This is a genomic window from Pseudomonas fluorescens (assembly GCF_902498065.1).
Lineage (GTDB): Bacteria > Pseudomonadota > Gammaproteobacteria > Pseudomonadales > Pseudomonadaceae > Aquipseudomonas > Aquipseudomonas fluorescens_BJ.
In genome coordinates this window covers 313,326-336,031 of record NZ_CABVIR010000008.1, presented here as the reverse complement: position 1 = coordinate 336,031, position 22,706 = coordinate 313,326, and the positions used below count along the sequence as shown (strand labels likewise).

Genomic DNA, 22,706 nt, shown 5'->3' with positions numbered 1-22,706 from the left:
ACTCAGCAGTGAAACGATGCATCGCCGATGGTAGTGTGGGGTTTCCCCATGTGAGAGTAGGTCATCGTCAAGATTAAATTCCGAAACCCCTATCTGCGTATGCAGGTAGGGGTTTTGTTTTGTCCGCGAGAAAATCTGCCCAGTACGGTTTCTATGCAACGGCTCGAGGCATGGCTATCATGCGGGCCTCATTGTGAGGCGGGACTTGCATGCTGACGTTGTTAAAGCTTCTTAAGGATGGCCGATTCCATTCAGGTCAAGCGCTAGGCGCCGCTTTAGGTGTCAGTCGGAGTGCTGTGTGGAAGCAGCTTCAGCTTCTGGAGGCTGAGCTTGGCTTGTCCATCCACAAGGTGCGAGGGCGTGGTTATCAATTGGCCTCGCCGTTGACACTGCTCGACTCTGTCGCGATAGCAGAGCAGGCGCCTTCTTGTAATTGGCCCGTTCTGGTTTTCGATTCAATTGACTCCACTAACGCTGAAGCGCTGCGCGCAATAGAGCGCGGTCAGGTAGCGCCGTTTCTTGTGCTCGCCGAGCGGCAGACGTCTGGCCGTGGGCGTCGTGGGCGTAAGTGGGCAAGTCCTTTCGCGGAAAATATCTATTACAGCCTGGTGCTGCGTATTGACGGTGGCATGCGCCAGCTGGAAGGCTTGAGCCTTGTTGTTGGACTTGCAGTCATGCAAACCTTGCGAGCGCTTGGTGTCTCAGATGCAGGCTTGAAATGGCCTAACGATGTTTTGGTAGGTCAGAAAAAGCTCGCGGGGATACTGCTTGAGTTGGTGGGAGATCCTGCTGATGTGTGTCATGTGGTTCTGGGTGTCGGGATCAATGTGAACATGCAGATGACCGATGAGGTTGATCAGCAGTGGACGTCTTTGCGGCTTGAATCAGGGCGGTCATTCGATCGCAATCAATTGGTCGCGCAGTTGGGGCAGATGCTCCAGGTTTATTTGCGTCGGCATCAGCTCGGTGGATTTCCTGCTATCCAGGCAGAGTGGGAGCAGAATCATCTGTGGCAGGGGCGGGCAGTGTCGTTGATCGCCGGAGTTAACCATGTAGATGGCGAGGTGCTGGGTGTTGATAGTCAGGGGGCTCTGCGCTTGAAGGTGGGTGGTGTGGAAAAAATCTTTAGTGGTGGTGAGCTCAGCTTGAGGTTGCGTGATGATTCTTGAGCTCGACTGCGGGAATAGTTTCATCAAGTGGCGAGTACTCAAAGCTGATGCTCGCCAGGTGGTTGGTGAGGGGGTTGTGGACTCCAATCTTGCGTTGCTGGAGAGTTTGGGCGCGCTCAAGGGGCTCGCCCTCAAGTTTTGCCGATTGGTCAGTGTTCGAACGGCAGAAGAGACCAGTGCATTGATTGTTCTGCTGACCGATACTTTTGGAGTGTCAGTAGTTTGCGCGGCGCCCGCTCGCGAAATGTCGGGCGTTCGCAATGGCTATGAAGAGTTCGAACGCCTGGGGCTCGATCGCTGGCTCGCGATGCTTGGGGGATTCAAATTAGCATCGGGTGCATGCCTGGTGCTTGATTTTGGTACTGCCGTCACTGCGGATTTCGTCGCCGGTGATGGAGAGCATCTCGGGGGATTTATTTGTCCGGGAATGCCATTGATGCGAAATCAGTTGCGCACCCATACCCGTAAAATTCGCTATGGGGATCTGGCAGCTGAGCGCGCCATTGAAAGCCTCGTTCCCGGCCGCACAACCGCCGAAGCGGTTGAGCGGGGCTGCTCGCTGATGCTTAGAGGCTTTGTTCTGACCCAGTTGGAGCTTGCGCGTAGCTACTGGGGGGCAGATTTTACCGTATTTCTGACCGGTGGAGATGCAGGGTTGGTTTCTGAGATTGTGCCAGACGCTAGAGTGGTCCCGGACCTGGTATTTGTGGGGTTGGCTATGGCATGTCCTTTGTCCTGAGGTTCTTATGCGTTGGTTGTTTCTGCTGCTGCTTGTTCTGAATGTGTTCTATTACATCTGGCACCAACAAGAGGCTCCTCTGCGCGCGAAGGATGTCACTCCTCTGAGTTTGTATAGGGGAGGGCAGCAGGATATTCGCTTGTTGAGTGAGACGACTGATCCTTCCCTTGACAAGGGAAAGGCGTCTCTGTCGGACGGTAGCTGTTTGTACTTGGGTGGTTTTGTTCGTCAAGAAGCGATTCAGGCCGTTGAGCGGCGCTTGAATGGCATGGAGATCAAGTATCAGCTCCTGCCAAAGGATCTTCCTGAATTAGCGGGTTATTGGGTTCGAATCGCCCCTGAAAGCCGGCGTTGGCTGGGTGACATTCAGCTGCAAAACCTTTCTAGAGAATTCAATGAGTTAAAACATAAAATAATGCTGTGCGAGGGGGTTGCACCCGCTGAATAGTTTGAATAGAATGGCGCCCGCTTCGCAGTGAACGCCTTTAACGGCAAGCGCTACGAAGTGACGTCAACGCAGCTAACCTCAGGTTTTTAATGAGAAAATGCTTGACAGAAGGCTGGCATGATATAGAATGCCGGCTCGCTTAGGAGGGGTTCCCGAGCGGCCAAAGGGATCAGACTGTAAATCTGACGTCTACGACTTCGAAGGTTCGAATCCTTCCCCCTCCACCATTTTTAGCGAGAGCTGCAAGCTCGCGGGTATAGTTTAGTGGTAGAACCTCAGCCTTCCAAGCTGATGATGCGGGTTCGATTCCCGCTACCCGCTCCAAGTTTGCAGATCCTGCAAAGTGTTGCGCTCTTGTAGCTCAGTTGGTAGAGCACACCCTTGGTAAGGGTGAGGTCAGCGGTTCAAATCCGCTCAAGAGCTCCATATAACAAGGCAGATATGAAAATATCTGCCTTTGTTTTAATGGTCGCGGTCGCTACTGGTTTTTTGCTGGGTGGTCGTGCGGATAGCTCTGGTTTGAAGTCGGGGCTGTCGAGTAAATTGTTGTAATGTCTTTTTTGGGCCGGCATAATGGTCGGCCTGATTTTGTTTTAGGTCAGTAGCTCAATTGGCAGAGCGACGGTCTCCAAAACCGTAGGTTGGGGGTTCGATTCCCTCCTGACCTGCCAGATTCACCTGGTGTGTCTGGCTTTCTTTTCACAGGATCTTCATAGATGACTCCTAAAGCTGAAGCTCAAGGCTCTCGCTTCGATCTGCTCAAGTGGCTAGTAGTAGTCGCTTTGGTGGTTGTTGGCGTTGTTGGTAATCAGTATTATTCTGCTTCGCCGATCCTGTACCGCGTGCTTGCATTGCTTGTCATTGCTGCTGTAGCTGCCTTTGTAGGTCTGCAGACAGTTAAGGGCAAGTCTTTCTTTGTACTGGTTAAGGAAGCTCGCACCGAGATTCGTAAAGTCGTATGGCCAACTCGCCAAGAAACCACGCAGACCACGCTGATTGTTGTGGCTGTCGTTCTGGTTATGGCGTTGCTGTTGTGGGGGCTTGATTCCCTGCTCGGCTGGCTTGTTTCCTTGATTGTCGGCTAAGGGTGTCCCGTGGCTAAGCGTTGGTACGTTGTGCATGCTTACTCCGGTTACGAGAAGCATGTCATGCGCTCGTTGGTAGAGCGCGTAAAGCTGGCTGGCATGGAAGATGGCTTTGGCGAAATTCTGGTTCCCACTGAAGAAGTGGTTGAAATGCGTAATGGCCAGAAACGCAAAAGCGAGCGCAAGTTCTTCCCAGGTTATGTGCTGGTTCAGATGGACATGAATGAGGGTACTTGGCACTTGGTCAAGGATACTCCTCGGGTGATGGGTTTCATTGGCGGTACCGCTGATAAGCCTGCGCCGATCACAGATAAAGAAGCAGAAGCAATTCTGCGTCGCGTTGCTGATGGTAGCGACAAGCCGAAGCCGAAGACGTTGTTCGAGCCGGGCGAGTCTGTACGTGTCAATGACGGACCGTTTGCCGATTTTACCGGTACGGTTGAAGAAGTTAACTACGAAAAGAGTCGGATCCAAGTGGCAGTGCTCATTTTCGGTCGCTCTACTCCGGTAGAGCTCGAGTTCAGTCAGGTCGAAAAGGTCTAGCTGAGCAAGCATCCCAACCCCGCAGCCCTAGGCTGTGGGGTTTTGTCGTCACTGGGATAAACGCGCAAGTAACCGGGGAGCCTTTCGAGGCGTTCGAACCCGTAATTGGAGTGCCTCATGGCCAAGAAGATTACCGCTTACATCAAGCTGCAAGTGAAGGCCGCTCAGGCTAACCCAAGCCCACCTGTTGGTCCTGCTCTGGGTCAGCACGGCGTGAACATCATGGAATTCTGCAAGGCCTTCAACGCCCGTACTCAGGGTATTGAGCCAGGTCTGCCGACTCCAGTGATCATCACTGTCTACAGCGACCGTAGCTTCACTTTCGAAACCAAATCCACCCCTGCTTCGGTTCTGCTGAAGAAGGCGGCCGGTCTGACTAGCGGTTCCGCTCGTCCGAACACCGTTAAGGTTGGCACCGTGACTCGTGCTCAGCTGGAAGATATCGCGAAAGTTAAAAACGCGGATCTGACTGCAGCTGATATGGAAGCAGCCGTGCGTACCATCGCCGGTTCTGCTCGTAGCATGGGCCTTAACGTGGAGGGTGTGTAATGGCTAAGTTGACCAAGCGTCAAAAGGCTATCGCCGGCAAAATCGAAGCAGGCAAGTCCTACAACTTTGTAGACGCTGCCTCTCTGCTGGCCGAGCTGTCGACTGTCAAGTTCAGCGAGTCGTTCGACGTTGCTGTGAACCTGGGCGTTGACCCGCGTAAATCTGACCAGGTCGTTCGTAGCGCTACTGTGCTGCCACACGGTACTGGTAAGACTGTTCGCGTTGCTGTGTTCACTCAGGGTCCAGCTGCTGAGGCCGCTCTGGCTGCCGGCGCTGACCGTGTAGGTATGGACGACCTGGCTGCCGAAATGAAAGGCGGCGACCTGAACTATGACGTAGTTATCGCATCCCCGGATGCAATGCGCGTTGTAGGTCAGTTGGGTCAGATCCTCGGTCCACGTGGCCTGATGCCTAACCCTAAAGTCGGCACCGTAACGCCAGACGTAGCTACCGCGGTTAAGAACGCCAAGGCTGGTCAGGTTCGTTATCGCACCGACAAAAACGGCATCATCCACACTTCCGTTGGCAAGATCGGCTTCGACGCCGTCAAGCTGAAGGAAAACGTTGAAGCCCTGATCGCTGATCTGAAGCGTATCAAGCCAGCTTCCTCGAAAGGCATTTACGTCAAGCGCGTTACCCTGAGCACCACCATGGGCCCAGGTCTGGTCATCGACCAAAGCTCGCTCGACGCGTAAGACACAGGTTGGCGTAAGCGATTGCGCCAATTGAAAGATTGGGGTCCCTGCCTGGCGGGGGCTATCCAAGACCGTAGGCGACGCAAGTCTTAAACCTCAAGCCTACGCAGATGGTGCTCCCGGTTCCTTACCGAATCAGACACCAAAACGACATCTGGCCTCGGTTGGATGAAACGGTAACAAGCAGGAGTTTTTCCCGTGGCAATTAAACTTGAAGACAAGAAGGCCATCGTCGCTGAAGTCAACAAGGCTGCCCAAGTTGCTCTGTCCGCTGTCGTGGCTGATGCCCGTGGCGTAACAGTAGGCGCTATGACCGGACTCCGTAAAGAGGCTCGTGAAGCTGGCGTTTACGTACGTGTTGTACGTAACACCCTGCTCAAGCGCGCCGTTGCTGGCACTCAATATGACGTGCTCAACGACGTGTTCACTGGCCCGACCTTGATTGCATTCTCCAAAGAACATCCGGGCGCTGCTGCTCGTATCTTCAAAGAGTTCGCAAAAGGTCAGGATAAGTTCGAGATCAAGGCAGCTGCGTTCGAGGGCAAGTTCCTCGCGGCTAATCAGATCGACGTACTGGCAAGCCTGCCGACCCGTGACGAAGCAATTTCTCAGCTGATGAGCGTGATTCAAGGCGCAACCAGCAAATTGGCTCGTACTCTGGCGGCTCTTCGCGACCAGAAAGAAGCTGCTGCAGCCTAAGGCTGAGCGTCTCCTTTCAGCGTTTATTGTTTATTTCGACGGCCGCGTAGGCTGTCACCCCAATACAGGAATTTATAGTCATGTCTCTGACTAACGACCAAATCATCGAAGCAATCGGCGAAAAATCCGTTCTGGAAATCGTTGAGCTGATCAAGGCCATGGAAGAGAAGTTCGGCGTTTCTGCTGCCGCTGCTTCCGCTGGTCCAGCTGCTGTTGCTGCCGTTGTTGAAGAACAAACTGAATTCAACGTCATGCTGACCGAAGCTGGCGAGAAGAAAGTTAACGTGATCAAGGCAGTACGTGAACTGACCGGTCTGGGCCTGAAAGAAGCCAAGGCTGTAGTTGACGGCGCTCCTGCCATGGTTCTGGAAGCTGTTTCGAAAGACGCCGCTGACAAAGCCAAAGCTACTCTGGAAGAAGCAGGCGCTAAAGTCGAGCTGAAGTAAGCATCGACTTTGCTCCTCCAGCCCGAGCGTTAAGCGAAAGGCTGATGGCTGGTGGCTCTTGCCACCGGCCTTTTTCCGTTATTGGCAGCCGACTGGGTCGGTGCTCGTAACGAGCTGTAACCACCCGATGCGGTGGCGCAAACCATGGGGTTTGCACGATTTTCTGGCTGCTCCCGTCGGGAGGGGCCAAACAAGCAGGTGACCAAGCTGGGGAACGCTGATGGCTTACTCATATACTGAGAAAAAACGTATCCGCAAGGACTTTAGCAAGTTGCCGGACGTCATGGATGTGCCGTACCTCCTGGCCATCCAGCTGGATTCGTATCGTGAATTCTTGCAAGCGGGAGCGACTAAAGATCAGTTCCGCGACGTGGGCCTGCATGCGGCCTTCAAATCCGTTTTCCCGATCATCAGCTACTCCGGCAATGCTGCGCTGGAGTACGTCGGTTATCGCCTGGGCGAACCGGCATTTGATGTCAAAGAATGCGTATTGCGCGGTGTAACTTACGCCGTACCTTTGCGGGTAAAAGTGCGCCTGATCATTTTCGACAAAGAATCGTCGAACAAAGCGATCAAGGACATCAAAGAGCAAGAAGTCTACATGGGTGAAATTCCCCTGATGACTGAGAACGGTACCTTCGTAATCAACGGTACCGAGCGTGTAATCGTTTCCCAGCTGCACCGTTCCCCGGGCGTGTTCTTCGACCACGACCGTGGCAAGACGCACAGCTCCGGCAAACTGCTGTACTCCGCGCGCATCATTCCTTACCGCGGTTCGTGGCTGGACTTCGAGTTCGACCCGAAAGACTGCGTGTTCGTACGTATCGACCGTCGTCGCAAGCTGCCTGCATCGGTACTGCTGCGCGCGCTCGGCTATACCACTGAAGAAGTGCTCGACGCGTTCTACACCACTAACGTTTTCCACCTGAGCGGCGAAACCCTCAGTCTGGAACTGATTGCTTCGCGTCTGCGTGGTGAAATCGCTGTTCTTGATATTCAGGACGAGAAGGGCAAGGTCATCGTTGAGGCTGGTCGCCGTATTACTGCGCGCCACATCAACCAGATCGAAAAAGCCGGTCTCAAGACCCTGGAAGTGCCTCTGGACTACGTCCTGGGTCGCACTACCGCCAAGGCCATCGTGCATCCGGCAACCGGCGAAATCCTGGCAGAGTGCAACACCGAGCTGAACACCGAGATCCTGGCAAAAATTGCCAAGGCCCAGGTTGTTCGTATCGAAACTCTGTACACCAACGATATCGACTGCGGTCCGTTCGTCTCCGACACCTTGAAGATCGACTCCACCAGCAACCAATTGGAAGCGCTGGTCGAGATCTATCGCATGATGCGTCCTGGCGAGCCGCCAACCAAAGACGCTGCCGAGACTCTGTTCAACAACCTGTTCTTCAGCCCTGAGCGCTATGACCTGTCTGCGGTCGGCCGGATGAAGTTCAACCGTCGTATCGGTCGTACCGAGATCGAAGGTTCGGGCGTGTTGTGCAAAGAAGACATCGTCGCGGTATTGAAGACTCTGGTCGACATCCGTAACGGTAAAGGCATCGTCGATGACATCGACCACCTGGGTAACCGTCGTGTTCGCTGCGTAGGCGAAATGGCCGAGAACCAGTTCCGCGTTGGCCTGGTACGTGTTGAGCGTGCGGTCAAAGAGCGTCTGTCGATGGCTGAAAGCGAAGGCCTGATGCCGCAAGACCTGATCAACGCCAAGCCAGTGGCTGCGGCGGTGAAAGAGTTCTTCGGTTCCAGCCAGCTGTCCCAGTTCATGGACCAGAACAACCCGCTGTCCGAGATCACCCACAAGCGTCGTGTTTCTGCACTCGGCCCTGGCGGTCTGACTCGTGAGCGTGCTGGCTTTGAAGTTCGTGACGTACACCCGACTCACTACGGTCGTGTATGCCCGATTGAAACACCAGAAGGTCCGAACATCGGTCTGATCAACTCCCTGGCCGCTTATGCGCGCACCAACCAGTACGGCTTCCTGGAGAGCCCGTACCGTGTGGTGAAAGACGCTCTGGTCACCGACGAGATCGTATTCCTGTCCGCCATCGAAGAAGCTGATCACGTGATCGCTCAGGCTTCGGCCACGATGAACGACAAGAAAGTCCTGATCGACGAGCTGGTAGCTGTTCGTCACTTGAACGAGTTCACCGTCAAGGCGCCGGAAGACGTCACCTTGATGGACGTATCGCCGAAGCAGGTAGTTTCGGTTGCAGCGTCGCTGATCCCGTTCCTCGAGCACGACGACGCCAACCGTGCGTTGATGGGTTCGAACATGCAGCGTCAAGCTGTACCAACCCTGCGCGCTGACAAGCCGCTGGTCGGTACCGGCATGGAGCGTAACGTAGCCCGTGACTCCGGCGTTTGCGTCGTGGCTCGTCGTGGCGGTGTTATCGATTCCGTCGACGCCAGCCGTATCGTGGTTCGTGTTGCTGATGATGAAGTTGAAACCGGCGAAGCTGGTGTCGACATCTACAACCTGACCAAATACACCCGCTCCAACCAGAACACCTGCATCAACCAGCGTCCGCTGGTGCGTAAAGGTGATCGGGTTCAGCGTAGCGACATCATGGCCGACGGTCCGTCCACCGATATGGGTGAGCTGGCTCTGGGTCAAAACATGCGCATCGCGTTCATGGCATGGAACGGCTTCAACTTCGAAGACTCCATCTGCCTGTCCGAGCGTGTTGTTCAGGAAGACCGCTTCACCACGATCCACATCCAGGAACTGACCTGTGTGGCGCGTGACACCAAGCTTGGGCCAGAGGAAATCACTGCAGACATCCCGAACGTGGGTGAAGCTGCACTGAACAAGCTGGACGAAGCCGGTATCGTTTACGTAGGTGCTGAAGTAGGCGCAGGCGACATCCTGGTTGGTAAGGTCACTCCGAAAGGCGAGACCCAGCTGACTCCGGAAGAAAAACTGCTGCGTGCCATCTTCGGTGAAAAAGCCAGCGACGTTAAAGACACCTCTCTGCGCGTGCCTACCGGCACCAAAGGTACTGTCATCGACGTACAGGTCTTCACTCGCGACGGCGTTGAGCGTGATGCTCGTGCACTGTCGATCGAGAAGACTCAACTCGACGAGATCCGCAAGGACCTGAACGAAGAGTTCCGTATCGTTGAAGGCGCGACTTTCGAACGTCTGCGCTCCGCTCTGGTCGGCCACAAAGCCGAGGGCGGCGCTGGTCTGAAGAAAGGTCAGGACATCACCGACGAAGTACTCGACGGTCTTGAGCATGGTCAGTGGTTCAAACTGCGCATGGCTGAAGATGCTCTGAACGAGCAGCTCGAGAAGGCCCAAGCCTATATCGTTGATCGCCGCCGTCTGCTGGACGACAAGTTCGAAGACAAGAAGCGCAAACTGCAGCAGGGCGATGACCTGGCTCCAGGCGTGCTGAAAATCGTCAAGGTTTACCTGGCAATCCGTCGCCGCATCCAGCCGGGCGACAAGATGGCCGGTCGTCACGGTAACAAAGGTGTGGTCTCCGTGATCATGCCGGTTGAAGACATGCCGCACGATGCCAATGGCACCCCGGTCGACGTCGTCCTCAACCCGTTGGGCGTACCTTCGCGTATGAACGTTGGTCAGATCCTTGAAACCCACCTCGGCCTCGCGGCCAAAGGTCTGGGCGAGAAGATCAACCGGATGATCGAAGAGCAGCGCAAAGTCGCTGAACTTCGTAAATTCCTCGACGAGATCTACAACCAGATCGGCGGTCGTAACGAAGATCTGGATAGCTTCTCCGACCAGGAAATCCTGGATCTGGCGAAGAACCTGCGTGGCGGCGTTCCAATGGCCACTCCAGTGTTCGACGGCGCCAAGGAAAGCGAAATCAAGGCCATGCTGAAACTGGCTGACCTGCCAGAAAGCGGCCAGATGCAGCTGACCGACGGCCGTACCGGCAACAAGTTCGAGCGCCCGGTTACTGTTGGCTACATGTACATGCTGAAGCTGAACCACTTGGTAGACGACAAGATGCACGCTCGTTCTACCGGTTCGTACAGCCTGGTTACCCAGCAGCCGCTGGGTGGTAAGGCACAGTTCGGTGGTCAGCGTTTCGGGGAGATGGAGGTCTGGGCACTGGAAGCATACGGTGCTGCTTACACTCTGCAAGAAATGCTCACAGTGAAGTCGGACGATGTGAACGGCCGTACCAAGATGTACAAAAACATCGTGGATGGCGATCACCGTATGGAGCCGGGCATGCCCGAGTCCTTCAACGTGTTGATCAAGGAAATTCGTTCCCTCGGCATCGATATCGATCTGGAAACCGAATAACACGTGACGCGAATCGAGAGCGGGGCAGGATTGCCCGCTCTCTGCTCCGCCAGGAGGAAAGGCCTTGAAAGACCTACTGAATTTGCTGAAAAACCAGGGTCAAGTCGAAGAGTTCGACGCCATCCGTATTGGATTGGCATCGCCTGAGATGATCCGTTCGTGGTCGTTCGGTGAAGTTAAAAAGCCGGAAACCATCAACTACCGTACGTTCAAACCTGAGCGTGACGGCCTGTTCTGCGCCAAGATCTTTGGCCCGGTAAAGGATTACGAGTGCCTGTGCGGTAAGTACAAGCGCTTGAAGCACCGTGGTGTGATCTGCGAGAAGTGCGGCGTTGAAGTCGCGCTGGCTAAAGTTCGTCGTGAGCGCATGGCGCACATCGAACTGGCCTCGCCAGTTGCCCACATCTGGTTCCTGAAATCGCTGCCGTCGCGTATCGGTTTGCTGATGGACATGACCCTGCGTGATATCGAACGCGTTCTCTACTTCGAGAGCTATGTCGTTATCGATCCAGGCATGACCACCCTTGAAAAGGGTCAGCTGCTGAACGACGAGCAGTACTTCGAAGCGCTGGAAGAGTTCGGCGACGATTTCGATGCCCGCATGGGTGCCGAAGCTGTCCGCGAACTGCTGCACGCTATCGATCTGGAGCACGAGATTGGCCGTCTGCGTGAAGAAATTCCGCAAACCAACTCCGAAACCAAAATCAAGAAGCTTTCCAAGCGTCTGAAGTTGATGGAGGCCTTCCAGGGTTCCGGCAACCTTCCAGAATGGATGGTGCTGACCGTTCTGCCGGTTCTGCCGCCGGATCTGCGTCCACTGGTCCCGCTGGATGGCGGTCGCTTCGCGACTTCCGACCTCAACGATCTGTATCGTCGAGTGATCAACCGTAACAACCGCTTGAAGCGTCTGCTCGATCTGTCCGCTCCGGACATCATCGTTCGCAACGAAAAGCGTATGTTGCAGGAAGCTGTCGATGCACTGCTCGACAACGGTCGTCGTGGCCGCGCTATCACCGGTTCCAACAAGCGTCCTCTGAAATCCCTGGCTGACATGATCAAGGGTAAGCAAGGTCGTTTCCGTCAGAACTTGCTCGGTAAGCGTGTTGACTACTCTGGCCGTTCGGTAATTACCGTAGGTCCGACCCTGCGTCTGCACCAGTGCGGTCTGCCGAAGAAAATGGCTCTCGAGCTGTTCAAACCGTTCATTTTCGGCAAGCTGGAAATGCGTGGTCTCGCGACCACCATCAAAGCCGCCAAGAAGATGGTCGAGCGCGAGCTGCCGGAAGTTTGGGACGTTCTCGCTGAAGTGATCCGTGAACACCCGGTTCTCCTCAACCGTGCACCGACCCTTCACCGTCTGGGTATCCAGGCGTTTGAACCGGTACTGATCGAAGGTAAGGCTATCCAGCTGCATCCTCTGGTCTGTGCTGCGTACAACGCCGACTTCGACGGCGACCAAATGGCCGTGCACGTACCGCTGACGCTGGAAGCCCAGCTGGAAGCGCGTGCGTTGATGATGTCGACCAACAACATTCTGTCGCCAGCCAACGGTGAGCCAATCATCGTTCCGTCGCAGGACGTTGTATTGGGTCTGTACTACATGACTCGTGAAGCGATCAACGCCAAGGGCGAAGGTCGTGTCTTCGCGGATCTGCAGGAAGTTGACCGTGTGTTCCGTGCCGGCGAAGCCGCACTGCACGCCAAGGTCAAAGTGCGGATCAACGAAACTGTCAACGATCGTGATGGTGGCAGCGTCAAGAACACCCGTATCGTCGACACCACTGTCGGCCGTGCGCTGTTGTTCCAGGTTGTTCCACCTGGTCTGTCGTACGACGTCGTCAACCAGCCGATGAAGAAAAAAGCGATCTCCAAGCTGATCAACCAATGCTATCGCGTGGTTGGTTTGAAAGAGACCGTGATCTTCGCTGACCAGTTGATGTACACCGGTTTTGCCTATTCGACCATTTCCGGCGTTTCCATCGGTGTTAACGACTTCGTTATCCCGGATGAAAAAGCCCGCATCATCGGTGCTGCCACCGACGAAGTGAAAGAGATCGAAAGTCAGTACGCCTCCGGCCTGGTAACCCAGGGCGAGAAGTACAACAAAGTGATCGACCTTTGGTCCAAGGCGAACGACGAAGTTTCCAAGGCGATGATGGCCAACCTCTCGAAAGAGAAAGTCATCGACCGTCATGGCGTCGAAGTCGACCAGGAATCTTTCAACTCGATGTACATGATGGCCGACTCGGGCGCACGGGGTTCTGCTGCGCAGATCCGTCAGCTCGCCGGTATGCGTGGCCTGATGGCCAAGCCGGACGGTTCCATCATCGAAACGCCGATTACTGCGAACTTCCGTGAAGGTTTGAGCGTACTTCAGTACTTCATCTCGACTCACGGTGCTCGTAAAGGTCTGGCGGATACCGCGTTGAAAACTGCGAACTCCGGTTACCTGACTCGTCGTCTGGTAGACGTGGCGCAGGATCTGGTTGTGACCGAGATCGATTGCGGCACCGAGCATGGCCTGGTAATGACTCCGCACATTGAAGGCGGTGACGTTGTTGAGCCGTTGGGTGAGCGCGTATTGGGCCGTGTCATCGCCCGTGACGTGTTCAAGCCAGGTACTGAAGAAGTTATCGTTCCTGCCGGCACGCTGGTAGACGAGAAGTGGGTCGAGTTCATCGAGCTGAACAGCATCGACGAAGTGATCGTGCGTTCGCCAATCAGCTGCGAAACCCGCTACGGTATTTGCGCCAAGTGCTACGGCCGTGACCTGGCTCGTGGTCACCAGGTGAACATTGGTGAAGCGGTCGGCGTTATCGCTGCCCAGTCCATCGGTGAGCCGGGTACCCAGCTGACCATGCGTACGTTCCACATCGGTGGTGCGGCAAGCCGGACCTCCGCAGCCGACAGCGTTCAGGTGAAGAATGGCGGTACCGTCCGTCTGCATAACCTGAAACACGTTGAGCGAGTGGATGGCTGCCTGGTGGCTGTATCCCGTTCCGGTGAGCTGGCAATCGCTGATGACTTCGGTCGTGAGCGCGAGCGCTACAAGCTGCCGTACGGTGCTGTGATTTCGGTTAAAGAAGGTGACAAGGTCGACGCTGGCGCAATCGTGGCCAAGTGGGATCCGCACACTCACCCAATCGTTACCGAAATGAAAGGTACCGTGACCTACGTGGGCATGGAAGAAGGCATCACGATCAAGCGTCAGACTGACGAATTGACCGGTATGACCAACATTGAAGTACTCGACGCCAAAGACCGTCCAGCTGCCGGTAAAGATATCCGTCCTGCTGTGAAGATGGTTGATGACAACGGTAAGGATCTCTTGCTGCCGGGTACCGACGTAATTGCTCAGTACTTCCTGCCTGCCAACGCCCTCGTCGGTGTTGCGGATGGTGCGAAAATCGCGATCGGTGATGTTATCGCTCGTATTCCGCAAGAGACTTCGAAGACCCGTGACATCACCGGTGGTCTGCCGCGTGTTGCCGACTTGTTCGAAGCCCGTCGTCCGAAAGAAGCCTCGATTCTGGCTGAAGTCAGCGGCACCATCGCGTTCGGTAAAGAGACCAAAGGCAAGCGCCGTCTGGTTATCACCCCGAACGACGGTAGCGATCCGTACGAAGAGCTGATTCCGAAGTGGCGTCACCTGAACGTCTTCGAAGGCGAACAGGTAAACCGCGGCGAAGTCATCTCCGACGGCCCGAGCGATCCACACGACATCCTGCGTCTGCTGGGTGTGAGTGCGCTGGCCAAGTACATCGTGAACGAAATCCAGGACGTTTACCGTCTGCAAGGCGTGAAGATCAACGACAAGCACATCGAGACCATTCTGCGTCAGATGCTGCGTAAAGTTGAAATCGCTGAATCCGGCGATTCCAGTTTCATCAAGGGCGACCAGATGGAATTGACTCACGTACTGGTAGAGAACGAACGTTTGGCTGGCGACGAGAAATTCGTTTCCAAGTTCACTCGCGTGCTGCTGGGTATCACCAAGGCGTCGTTGTCCACCGAATCGTTCATCTCGGCGGCTTCCTTCCAGGAAACCACTCGCGTACTGACCGAAGCGGCGGTAACCGGCAAGCGCGATTACTTGCGTGGCCTGAAAGAAAACGTGGTCGTGGGTCGTCTGATCCCGGCCGGTACCGGTCTGGCTTATCACAGCGAGCGTAAACGCCGTCGTGATGCTGACAAACCGTTGCGCGTAAGCGCCAGTGAAGTGGAAGCTGCACTGACCGAAGCGCTGAACTCTAGCGGTAACTGAGTTCTGCGATAAATGAGTGTAAGGCCCTGGTCGTTCCGTTCATCGAATCAAGACATTTTGTCGAGGTTGGATGAGCGGGAAGGTCGGGGCCTTGCCTTGACTGGGGGCAAGATCCTCTTTAGACTCTTGTACCCCTAAATTTGGCGGGAATTCGTTCCTGCCATTTTGCTTTTCTTGCAAGACAATAGCGTCGCAAGACAACAGTGGAGCTAGTAGATGGCAACTATCAACCAGCTGGTACGTCAGCCGCGTAAGCGTATCGTCGAGAAATCCGACGTGCCTGCGCTGCAGAACTGCCCGCAACGTCGTGGCGTATGCACTCGTGTGTATACCACCACGCCGAAAAAACCTAACTCGGCACTGCGTAAAGTATGCCGTGTGCGTCTGACCAACGGTTTCGAGGTTTCCTCGTACATCGGCGGTGAAGGCCACAACCTGCAAGAGCACAGCGTCGTACTGATCCGTGGCGGCCGTGTAAAAGACTTGCCAGGTGTTCGTTACCACACCGTTCGCGGCTCTTTGGATACTTCCGGCGTTAAAGGTCGTAACCAAGGTCGTTCGAAGTACGGTACCAAGAAGCCTAAGTAGTAGTGGCTTTTTGTAAAAACTGAATCATCTATTTTTCTGAGTCGATAAGAGTAAGGTCGGAGGCGTCCCGAAAGGGCACCGATTCCGAGCGAACCTGAAGACCGTTTGAGGGCTTATCCATGCCAAGAAGACGCGTAGCAGCCAAGCGCGAAGTGCTTGACGATCCAAAATACGGCAGCCAGATCCTGGCCAAGTTCATGAACCACGTGATGGAAAGCGGCAAGAAAGCCGTTGCCGAGCGTATCGTTTATGGCGCGCTGGAAAAGGTTAAAGAACGCAAGAACAGCGACCCCCTGGAAATCTTCGAGAAAGCTCTCGACGCCATCGCTCCGCTGGTCGAAGTAAAGTCGCGCCGTGTAGGCGGTGCTACTTACCAGGTTCCGGTCGAAGTTCGTCCGTCCCGTCGTAACGCTCTGGCAATGCGCTGGTTGGTAGACTTCGCCCGTAAGCGCGGCGAGAAGTCTATGGCCCTGCGTTTGGCTGGCGAACTGTTGGACGCTGCTGAAGGCAAAGGTGCTGCAGTTAAGAAGCGTGAAGACGTGCACCGTATGGCTGAAGCCAACAAGGCTTTCTCGCACTACCGCTTCTAATTTTAGCGTCACTAATTTTGCGAGGGCTTTATGGCTCGTACAACACCGATTAACCGCTACCGTAACATTGGTATCGTTGCTCACGTGGATGCTGGTAAAACCACCACCACCGAGCGCGTCCTTTTTTACACTGGCAAAAGTCACAAAATGGGCGAGGTGCATGACGGCGCCGCGACCACAGACTGGATGGTTCAGGAGCAGGAGCGTGGTATTACCATTACTTCTGCTGCCATTACCGCCTTCTGGCAGGGTTCCGAGAAGCAGCACAAGGACCAATACCGTTTCAACGTCATCGACACCCCGGGCCACGTTGACTTCACTATTGAAGTTGAGCGTTCCCTGCGTGTTCTCGACGGCGCGGTCGTTGTGTTCTGCGGCACCTCGGGTGTTGAGCCTCAGTCGGAAACCGTATGGCGTCAAGCCAACAAGTACGGCGTTCCACGTCTTGTTTACGTAAACAAGATGGACCGTGCTGGTGCAAACTTCCTGCGCGTGATCGGCCAGATCAAGCAGCGTCTGGGTCACACTCCGGTGCCAATCCAATTGGCTATCGGTTCCGAAGACAACTTCCAGGGTCAGATCGATCTGATGGCTATGGAAGCTGTTTACTGGAATGACTCCGACAAAGGCATGGTTCCAGTTCGCAAGCCTATCCCTGCTGAGCTGCAGGAACTGGCTGACGAGTGGCGCGGCAACATGGTTGAGGCTGCGGCCGAAGCCAGCGAAGAACTGATGAACAAGTACCTCGAAGGTGAAGAACTCACCAACGCGGAAATCAAGGCCGCTCTGCGTCAGCGTACTATCGCTGGCGAAATCGTCCTGGCTGTTTGCGGTTCTTCCTTCAAGAACAAGGGCGTTCCCCTGGTTCTCGACGCCGTTATCGATTACCTGCCTGCTCCAACTGACATTCCTGCCATCAAGGGTACTGACCCTGATGACGAGGAAAAGCAGATGGAGCGTCATGCAGATGACAGCGAGCCGTTCTCGGCTCTGGCTTTCAAAATCGCTACCGACCCATTCGTGGGTACTTTGACCTTCGTCCGTGTTTACTCGGGCGTGTTGGCCTCCGGCGACGGCGTGATCAACTCGGTTAAAGGCAAGAAAGAGCGCGTGGGTCGTATGGTGCAAATGCACGCAAACGCCCGTGAAGAAATCAAGGAAGTGCGCGCTGGTGACATCGCGGCCTTGATCGGCATGAAGGACGTCACCACTGGCGAAACCTTGTGCAGCGCTGACAAGCCAATCATCCTGGTTCGCATGGACTTCCCGGAGCCGGTTATTTCGGTTGCCGTAGAACCTAAGACCAAGGATGACCAGGAAAAAATGGGTATCGCTCTGGGCAAGCTTGCTCAGGAAGATCCATCTTTCCGCGTCAAGACTGATGAGGAGACTGGTCAAACGATCATCTCCGGCATGGGCGAGTTGCACCTGGACATCCTGGTTGACCGGATGCGCCGCGAGTTCAACGTTGAAGCCAACATCGGTAAGCCTCAGGTTTCCTATCGTGAGCGCATCACGAAGAACTGTGAAATCGAAGGCAAGTTCGTTCGTCAGTCCGGCGGTCGTGGTCAGTTCGGCCACTGCTGGATCCGTTTTGCTCCTGCTGACGAAGGTCAGGAAGGTCTGCAATTCGTGAACGAAGTGGTGGGTGGTGTGGTTCCTAAGGAATACATCCCGGCTATCCAGAAGGGTATCGAAGAGCAGATGAAGAACGGCGTTGTTGCCGGTTATCCGCTGATCGGCCTGAAGGCTACCGTGTTTGATGGTTCCTACCACGACGTCGACTCGAACGAGATGGCGTTTAAGGTGGCTGCTTCCATGGCGACCAAGCAACTGGCCCAGAAGGGCGGTGGTGAGTTGCTCGAGCCGATCATGGCGGTAGAGGTTGTTACACCTGAAGACTATATGGGTGACGTGATGGGCGACCTTAACCGTCGTCGCGGCATGATCCTGGGTATGGAAGATACGGTTTCCGGTAAAGTAATTCGTGCCGAGGTTCCGTTGGGCGAGATGTTCGGTTATGCGACCGACGTTCGTTCCATGTCCCAAGGTCGCGCAAGCTACTCTATGGAATTCAAAAAATACAATACGGCTCCGTCGCACATCGTCGAAACCGTTACCAAAAAACAAGGCTGATTCAGCCCCTTTAGGCTAGGAGTTAATTGTCGTGGCTAAAGAAAAATTTGATCGTTCCCTACCGCACGTCAACGTTGGCACCATCGGTCACGTTGACCATGGTAAAACCACTCTGACTGCTGCTCTGACTCGCGTCTGCTCCGAAGTTTTCGGTTCGGCTGTTGTTGCTTTCGACAAGATCGACAGCGCACCAGAAGAAAAGGCTCGTGGTATCACCATCAACACCGCGCACGTTGAGTACAACTCGAAGATCCGTCACTACGCTCACGTTGACTGCCCAGGTCACGCTGACTATGTGAAGAACATGATCACCGGTGCTGCTCAAATGGACGGCGCTATCCTGGTTTGCTCGGCCGCTGATGGTCCGATGCCACAAACCCGTGAGCACATCCTGCTGTCCCGTCAGGTAGGCGTTCCGTACATCGTGGTTTTCCTGAACAAGGCTGACCTGGTAGACGACGCTGAGCTGCTGGAACTGGTTGAGATGGAAGTGCGCGATCTGCTGAGCACTTACGACTTCCCGGGCGACGACACTCCGATCATCATCGGTTCTGCTCGTATGGCTCTTGAAGGTCTTGACGACAACGAAATGGGTACCACTGCTGTTAAGAAGCTGGTGGAAACTCTGGACAGCTACATCCCAGAGCCAGTTCGTCTGACCGACAAGCCGTTCCTGATGCCAATCGAAGACGTATTCTCGATCTCGGGTCGCGGTACTGTTGTGACTGGTCGTATCGAGCGCGGTATCGTTCGCGTTCAAGATCCACTGGAAATCGTTGGTCTGCGTGACACTACTGTCACCACCTGCACCGGTGTTGAAATGTTCCGCAAGCTGCTCGACGAAGGTCGTGCTGGCGAGAACTGCGGTGTTCTGCTGCGTGGTACCAAGCGTGACGACGTTGAGCGTGGCCAGGTTCTGGTTAAGCCGGGTTCGGTTAAGCCGCACACCAAGTTCACTGCAGAAGTTTACGTTCTGAGCAAGGAAGAAGGCGGTCGTCATACTCCGTTCTTCAAAGGCTACCGTCCACAGTTCTACTTCCGTACTACTGACGTGACTGGTAACTGCGAGCTGCCAGAAGGCGTTGAAATGGTAATGCCAGGTGACAACATTCAAATGACTGTTACCCTGATCAAAACCATCGCAATGGAAGACGGTCTGCGTTTCGCTATCCGTGAAGGCGGTCGTACCGTCGGCGCTGGCGTCGTAGCCAAAATCATCGAGTAAGCTCTTTTTGAGTTAACTTTGATGAGTTGAAAAAGCCCCCGCTTAGCGGGGGCTTTTTTATTGGGTTGACACCTATCTGGGGCGTCTATAGAATTGCGCCTCCTTTTAACGGGCGTATTGCGCTCGGTGGGAATAGCAGCCGGAGTCTGAAATCCAATGCAAAATCAGCAAATCCGTATCAGGTTGAAGGCTTTTGACCATCGCCTGATCGACCAATCCACCCAGGAAATCGTGGAAACCGCGAAACGTACTGGTGCTCAAGTGCGTGGTCCAATTCCACTGCCTACCCGTAAAGAGCGGTTCACCGTTCTGGTCTCCCCGCACGTCAACAAAGACGCGCGTGACCAGTACGAGATCCGTACTCATAAGCGCGTTCTGGACATCGTCCAGCCAACGGATAAAACCGTTGATGCTCTTATGAAGCTTGATCTTGCGGCCGGTGTGGAAGTGCAGATCAGCCTCGGCTAAGACTCGGTCTTAGTCGTGTAACGCTCTGAAATGGGCGGCCATAGCGGGTGAAAGCCCCGTACACTCATGAGGTTTACAACATGACTATTGGTGTAGTCGGTCGTAAATGCGGTATGACCCGTATTTTCACCGAAGAAGGTGTCTCCATTCCGGTCACGGTCATTGAGATCGAGCCGAATCGCGTCACCCAGTTCAAAACTGAAGAGACCGATGGCTATCGTGCAGTGCAAGTCACTGTAGGCGAGCGTCGTGCTTCGCGTGTTACAGCTGCTCAGGCTGGCCACTTCGCTAAGGCGAACGTTGCCGCTGGTCGTACCGTAATGGAATTCCGTCTTGAAGAAGGCGAGTACCAGGCCGGCGATCTGATCAACGCTGAAATCTTCGCTGCTGGTCAACTGGTTGATGTAACCGGTCAGTCCAAAGGTAAAGGCTTCCAGGGTACGATCAAGCGTTGGAACTTCCGCGGGCAAGATAATACCCACGGTAACTCCGTGTCCCACCGCGTTCCAGGCTCTATCGGCCAGTGCCAGACTCCTGGTCGTGTATTCAAGGGCAAAAAAATGTCCGGTCATATGGGCGCTGAGCGCGTGACCGTGCAGTCCCTCGAAGTAGTGCGCGTGGACGCTGAACGCAATCTGTTGTTGGTCAAGGGCGCTGTTCCTGGCGCTACTGGCGGCAACTTGGTTGTACGTCCAGCAGCCAAGGCTCGCGGTTAAGGGGAAGCTGACATGCAATTAAATGTAAATGACGCTCAAGCGATCGAAGTTTCCGAACTGACATTTGGCGGCGAATTCAACGAGACGCTGGTTCACCAAGCAGTCGTGGCCTACATGGCCGGCGGCCGTCAAGGTTCCAAGCAGCAAAAGACCCGTTCCGACGTTCGTGGTGGCGGTAAGCGCCCATGGCGTCAGAAAGGTACTGGCCGTGCTCGTGCCGGTACTATCCGTAGCCCAATCTGGCGTGGCGGCGGTACCACTTTCGCAGCTCGTCCTCAGGATCACACCCAGAAGCTGAACAAGAAGATGTACCGCGCAGCAATGCGTTCCATCCTTGCTGAGCTGGTGCGTACTGATCGTCTGGTTGTGGTTCAGGACTTCGCTGTTGATGCACCGAAGACCAAAGATCTGCTGAACAAACTGACCGGCATGGGCCTGACTGACGTCTTGATCGTGTCTGAAGTGGTTGATCAGAACCTGTACCTGGCTGCTCGCAACCTGCCACACGTTGATGTACGTGACGTGCAAGGTTCCGATCCAGTTAGTCTGATCGCATACGACAAGGTGTTGATCACCGTGTCGGCCGTGAAGAAATTCGAGGAGCTGCTGGGATGAACCAGGAACGCGTATTTAAAGTTCTGCTTGGCCCGCACGTTTCCGAGAAGGCTACGGTTCTGGCTGACAAGAAAGGCCAGTTCGTTTTCAAGGTTGCAACTGACGCAACCAAGCTGGAAATCAAGAAGGCCGTCGAAAGCCTGTTCAGCGTGAAAGTTGAGCGTGTTACTACCCTGAATGTTCTGGGTAAGAGCAAGCGCACCGCTCGCGGTCTGGGCAAGCGTAATGACTGGAAGAAGGCAGTTATCTCCCTTCAGCCAGGCCAAGATCTCGATTTCAGCAGCAGTGCTGAGTAAGGAAGGGGTGCATCATGGCAATCGTTAAATGCAAACCGACTTCCCCTGGCCGCCGTTTTGTGGTCAAGGTGGTCAACCAGGAGCTGCATAAAGGCGCTCCTCACGCACCGCTGCTCGAGAAAAAATCGAAGACTGGTGGTCGTAACAACAATGGTCGTATTACCACTCGTCACATCGGTGGTGGCCATAAGCAGCATTATCGTCTGGTCGATTTCCGTCGTAACGACAAAGATGGCATCGCTGCCACTGTCGAGCGTATCGAATACGATCCAAACCGTACTGCTCACATCGCTCTGCTGCTGTACGCAGATGGCGAGCGTCGCTACATCATCGCCCCTAAAGGCGTTAGCGCTGGCGACCAGCTGATCGCAGGTGCTTTGGCGCCGATCAAGCCGGGCAACGCTCTGCAACTGCGTAACATTCCAGTTGGTAGCACCGTACACGGCATCGAATTGAAGCCAGGTAAAGGCGCGCAAATCGCTCGTTCCGCTGGTGCTTCGGCTCAGCTGATCGCTCGTGAAGGTGTCTACGTGACCCTGCGTCTGCGTTCTGGTGAGATGCGTAAAGTGCTGGCTGAATGCCGCGCGACCCTGGGTGAAGTCTCGAACTCCGAGCACAGCCTGCGTTCGCTGGGTAAAGCTGGTGCCAAACGCTGGCGTGGCGTTCGCCCAACCGTTCGTGGTGTTGCCATGAACCCGGTTGACCACCCACATGGTGGTGGTGAAGGTCGTACCTCTGGTGGTCGTCATCCGGTATCGCCATGGGGCTTCCCGACTAAGGGCGCGAAGACTCGTGGTAATAAGCGTACCGACAAAATGATCGTCCGTCGTCGCAAGTAAATAGAGGGATACGACAGTGCCACGTTCTCTGAAAAAAGGTCCTTTTATCGATCTTCACCTACTGAAGAAGATCGAAGTGGCGGCGGAAAAGAACGATCGCAAACCAGTTAAAACCTGGTCGCGCCGTTCGATGATCCTGCCACAAATGGTCGGTCTGACCATCGCAGTACACAACGGTCGTCAACATGTGCCAGTTCTCGTGAACGAAGACATGGTCGGCCACAAACTGGGCGAGTTCGCCGGTACCCGCACATATCGTGGGCACGTGGCTGACAAGAAAGCCAAGCGTTAAGGGGTTAGGA

General features: G+C 54.8%; 21 protein-coding genes and 4 tRNA genes. All 25 read left to right on the top strand.

Going from position 1 to position 22,706, the window contains the following annotated elements; all coding sequences use genetic code 11:
* Positions 1 to 209 precede the first annotated feature (209 nt).
* The 25 genes from birA to rpsS all read left to right on the top strand — a co-directional run bounded on the left by birA (position 210) and on the right by rpsS (position 22,696).
* A complete protein-coding gene (birA, locus tag F8N43_RS25285; protein WP_150634797.1) occupies positions 210 to 1,169 on the top strand; it encodes a bifunctional biotin--[acetyl-CoA-carboxylase] ligase/biotin operon repressor BirA in 960 nt (319 codons plus the stop codon).
* Positions 1,159 to 1,908: a pantothenate kinase gene (locus F8N43_RS25280; protein WP_150634796.1), complete on the top strand. Its 750-nt coding sequence runs from the start codon at positions 1,159 to 1,161 to the stop codon at positions 1,906 to 1,908. The genes birA and F8N43_RS25280 overlap by 11 nt, the downstream gene beginning before the upstream one ends.
* 7 nt (positions 1,909 to 1,915) lie before the next feature.
* Positions 1,916 to 2,356, top strand: a complete 441-nt coding sequence (locus F8N43_RS25275) for a hypothetical protein (RefSeq protein ID WP_150634795.1) — start codon at positions 1,916 to 1,918, stop codon at positions 2,354 to 2,356.
* A 142-nt stretch (positions 2,357 to 2,498) separates the two neighbouring features.
* A tRNA-Tyr gene (locus tag F8N43_RS25270) sits at positions 2,499 to 2,583 on the top strand.
* Positions 2,584 to 2,606: 23 nt separating this feature from the next.
* Positions 2,607 to 2,680, top strand: a tRNA-Gly gene (locus F8N43_RS25265).
* 26 nt (positions 2,681 to 2,706) lie between these two features.
* A tRNA-Thr gene (locus tag F8N43_RS25260) sits at positions 2,707 to 2,782 on the top strand.
* 169 nt (positions 2,783 to 2,951) lie between these two features.
* A tRNA-Trp gene (locus tag F8N43_RS25255) sits at positions 2,952 to 3,027 on the top strand.
* Positions 3,028 to 3,072: 45 nt separating this feature from the next.
* Positions 3,073 to 3,441 carry a preprotein translocase subunit SecE gene (gene secE / locus F8N43_RS25250; protein WP_007896620.1) on the top strand — a complete coding sequence of 123 codons (369 nt, stop codon included), beginning with the start codon at positions 3,073 to 3,075 and terminating at the stop codon, positions 3,439 to 3,441.
* A gap of 9 nt (positions 3,442 to 3,450) precedes the next feature.
* Positions 3,451 to 3,984: a transcription termination/antitermination protein NusG gene (gene nusG, locus F8N43_RS25245; protein WP_007896622.1), complete on the top strand. Its 534-nt coding sequence runs from the start codon at positions 3,451 to 3,453 to the stop codon at positions 3,982 to 3,984.
* 117 nt (positions 3,985 to 4,101) lie between these two features.
* Positions 4,102 to 4,533 (top strand): 50S ribosomal protein L11, encoded by a 432-nt coding sequence (rplK, locus tag F8N43_RS25240; RefSeq protein WP_017341076.1) that lies wholly within the window; start codon positions 4,102 to 4,104, stop codon positions 4,531 to 4,533.
* On the top strand, positions 4,533 to 5,228 hold the full coding sequence (rplA, locus tag F8N43_RS25235; protein WP_008030883.1) for a 50S ribosomal protein L1: 696 nt from the start codon (positions 4,533 to 4,535) through the stop codon (positions 5,226 to 5,228). Before rplK ends, rplA begins: the two co-directional genes overlap by 1 nt.
* A 198-nt stretch (positions 5,229 to 5,426) precedes the next feature.
* Entirely contained in the window at positions 5,427 to 5,927 is a 501-nt protein-coding gene (rplJ, locus tag F8N43_RS25230; protein ID WP_010467255.1) for a 50S ribosomal protein L10, read from the top strand.
* 80 nt (positions 5,928 to 6,007) lie between these two features.
* Complete coding sequence (rplL, locus tag F8N43_RS25225; RefSeq protein WP_008073881.1) at positions 6,008 to 6,373, top strand: 50S ribosomal protein L7/L12; 366 nt, start codon at positions 6,008 to 6,010, stop codon at positions 6,371 to 6,373.
* Between the two features lie 220 nt (positions 6,374 to 6,593).
* The gene (gene rpoB, locus F8N43_RS25220) at positions 6,594 to 10,667 is read left to right on the top strand and encodes a DNA-directed RNA polymerase subunit beta (protein WP_010467260.1); all 4,074 of its coding nucleotides are present in this window, start codon (positions 6,594 to 6,596) and stop codon (positions 10,665 to 10,667) included.
* A 64-nt stretch (positions 10,668 to 10,731) separates the two neighbouring features.
* Positions 10,732 to 14,931, top strand: a complete 4,200-nt coding sequence (rpoC, locus tag F8N43_RS25215) for a DNA-directed RNA polymerase subunit beta' (protein ID WP_017341073.1) — start codon at positions 10,732 to 10,734, stop codon at positions 14,929 to 14,931.
* Positions 14,932 to 15,147: 216 nt separating this feature from the next.
* Positions 15,148 to 15,519, top strand: a complete 372-nt coding sequence (gene rpsL / locus F8N43_RS25210) for a 30S ribosomal protein S12 (RefSeq protein WP_002555494.1) — start codon at positions 15,148 to 15,150, stop codon at positions 15,517 to 15,519.
* 119 nt (positions 15,520 to 15,638) lie between these two features.
* Entirely contained in the window at positions 15,639 to 16,109 is a 471-nt protein-coding gene (gene rpsG, locus F8N43_RS25205) for a 30S ribosomal protein S7 (RefSeq protein ID WP_002555493.1), read from the top strand.
* Positions 16,110 to 16,139: 30 nt separating this feature from the next.
* Positions 16,140 to 18,245 (top strand): elongation factor G, encoded by a 2,106-nt coding sequence (gene fusA / locus F8N43_RS25200; protein ID WP_150582440.1) that lies wholly within the window; start codon positions 16,140 to 16,142, stop codon positions 18,243 to 18,245.
* A gap of 31 nt (positions 18,246 to 18,276) precedes the next feature.
* Entirely contained in the window at positions 18,277 to 19,470 is a 1,194-nt protein-coding gene (tuf, locus tag F8N43_RS25195; protein ID WP_150634595.1) for an elongation factor Tu, read from the top strand.
* A gap of 156 nt (positions 19,471 to 19,626) precedes the next feature.
* On the top strand, positions 19,627 to 19,938 hold the full coding sequence (rpsJ, locus tag F8N43_RS25190) for a 30S ribosomal protein S10 (protein WP_003186070.1): 312 nt from the start codon (positions 19,627 to 19,629) through the stop codon (positions 19,936 to 19,938).
* Positions 19,939 to 20,018: 80 nt separating this feature from the next.
* Entirely contained in the window at positions 20,019 to 20,654 is a 636-nt protein-coding gene (gene rplC, locus F8N43_RS25185; protein WP_003186059.1) for a 50S ribosomal protein L3, read from the top strand.
* 12 nt (positions 20,655 to 20,666) lie between these two features.
* Positions 20,667 to 21,269, top strand: coding sequence for a 50S ribosomal protein L4 (gene rplD, locus F8N43_RS25180; RefSeq protein ID WP_007896707.1), 603 nt, complete (start codon positions 20,667 to 20,669; stop codon positions 21,267 to 21,269).
* Complete coding sequence (gene rplW / locus F8N43_RS25175; protein ID WP_002555488.1) at positions 21,266 to 21,565, top strand: 50S ribosomal protein L23; 300 nt, start codon at positions 21,266 to 21,268, stop codon at positions 21,563 to 21,565. The genes rplD and rplW overlap by 4 nt, the downstream gene beginning before the upstream one ends.
* A gap of 14 nt (positions 21,566 to 21,579) precedes the next feature.
* Complete coding sequence (gene rplB, locus F8N43_RS25170) at positions 21,580 to 22,404, top strand: 50S ribosomal protein L2 (protein ID WP_003210080.1); 825 nt, start codon at positions 21,580 to 21,582, stop codon at positions 22,402 to 22,404.
* Between the two features lie 16 nt (positions 22,405 to 22,420).
* The gene (gene rpsS, locus F8N43_RS25165) at positions 22,421 to 22,696 is read left to right on the top strand and encodes a 30S ribosomal protein S19 (protein ID WP_002555486.1); all 276 of its coding nucleotides are present in this window, start codon (positions 22,421 to 22,423) and stop codon (positions 22,694 to 22,696) included.
* Positions 22,697 to 22,706: the final 10 nt, after the last annotated feature.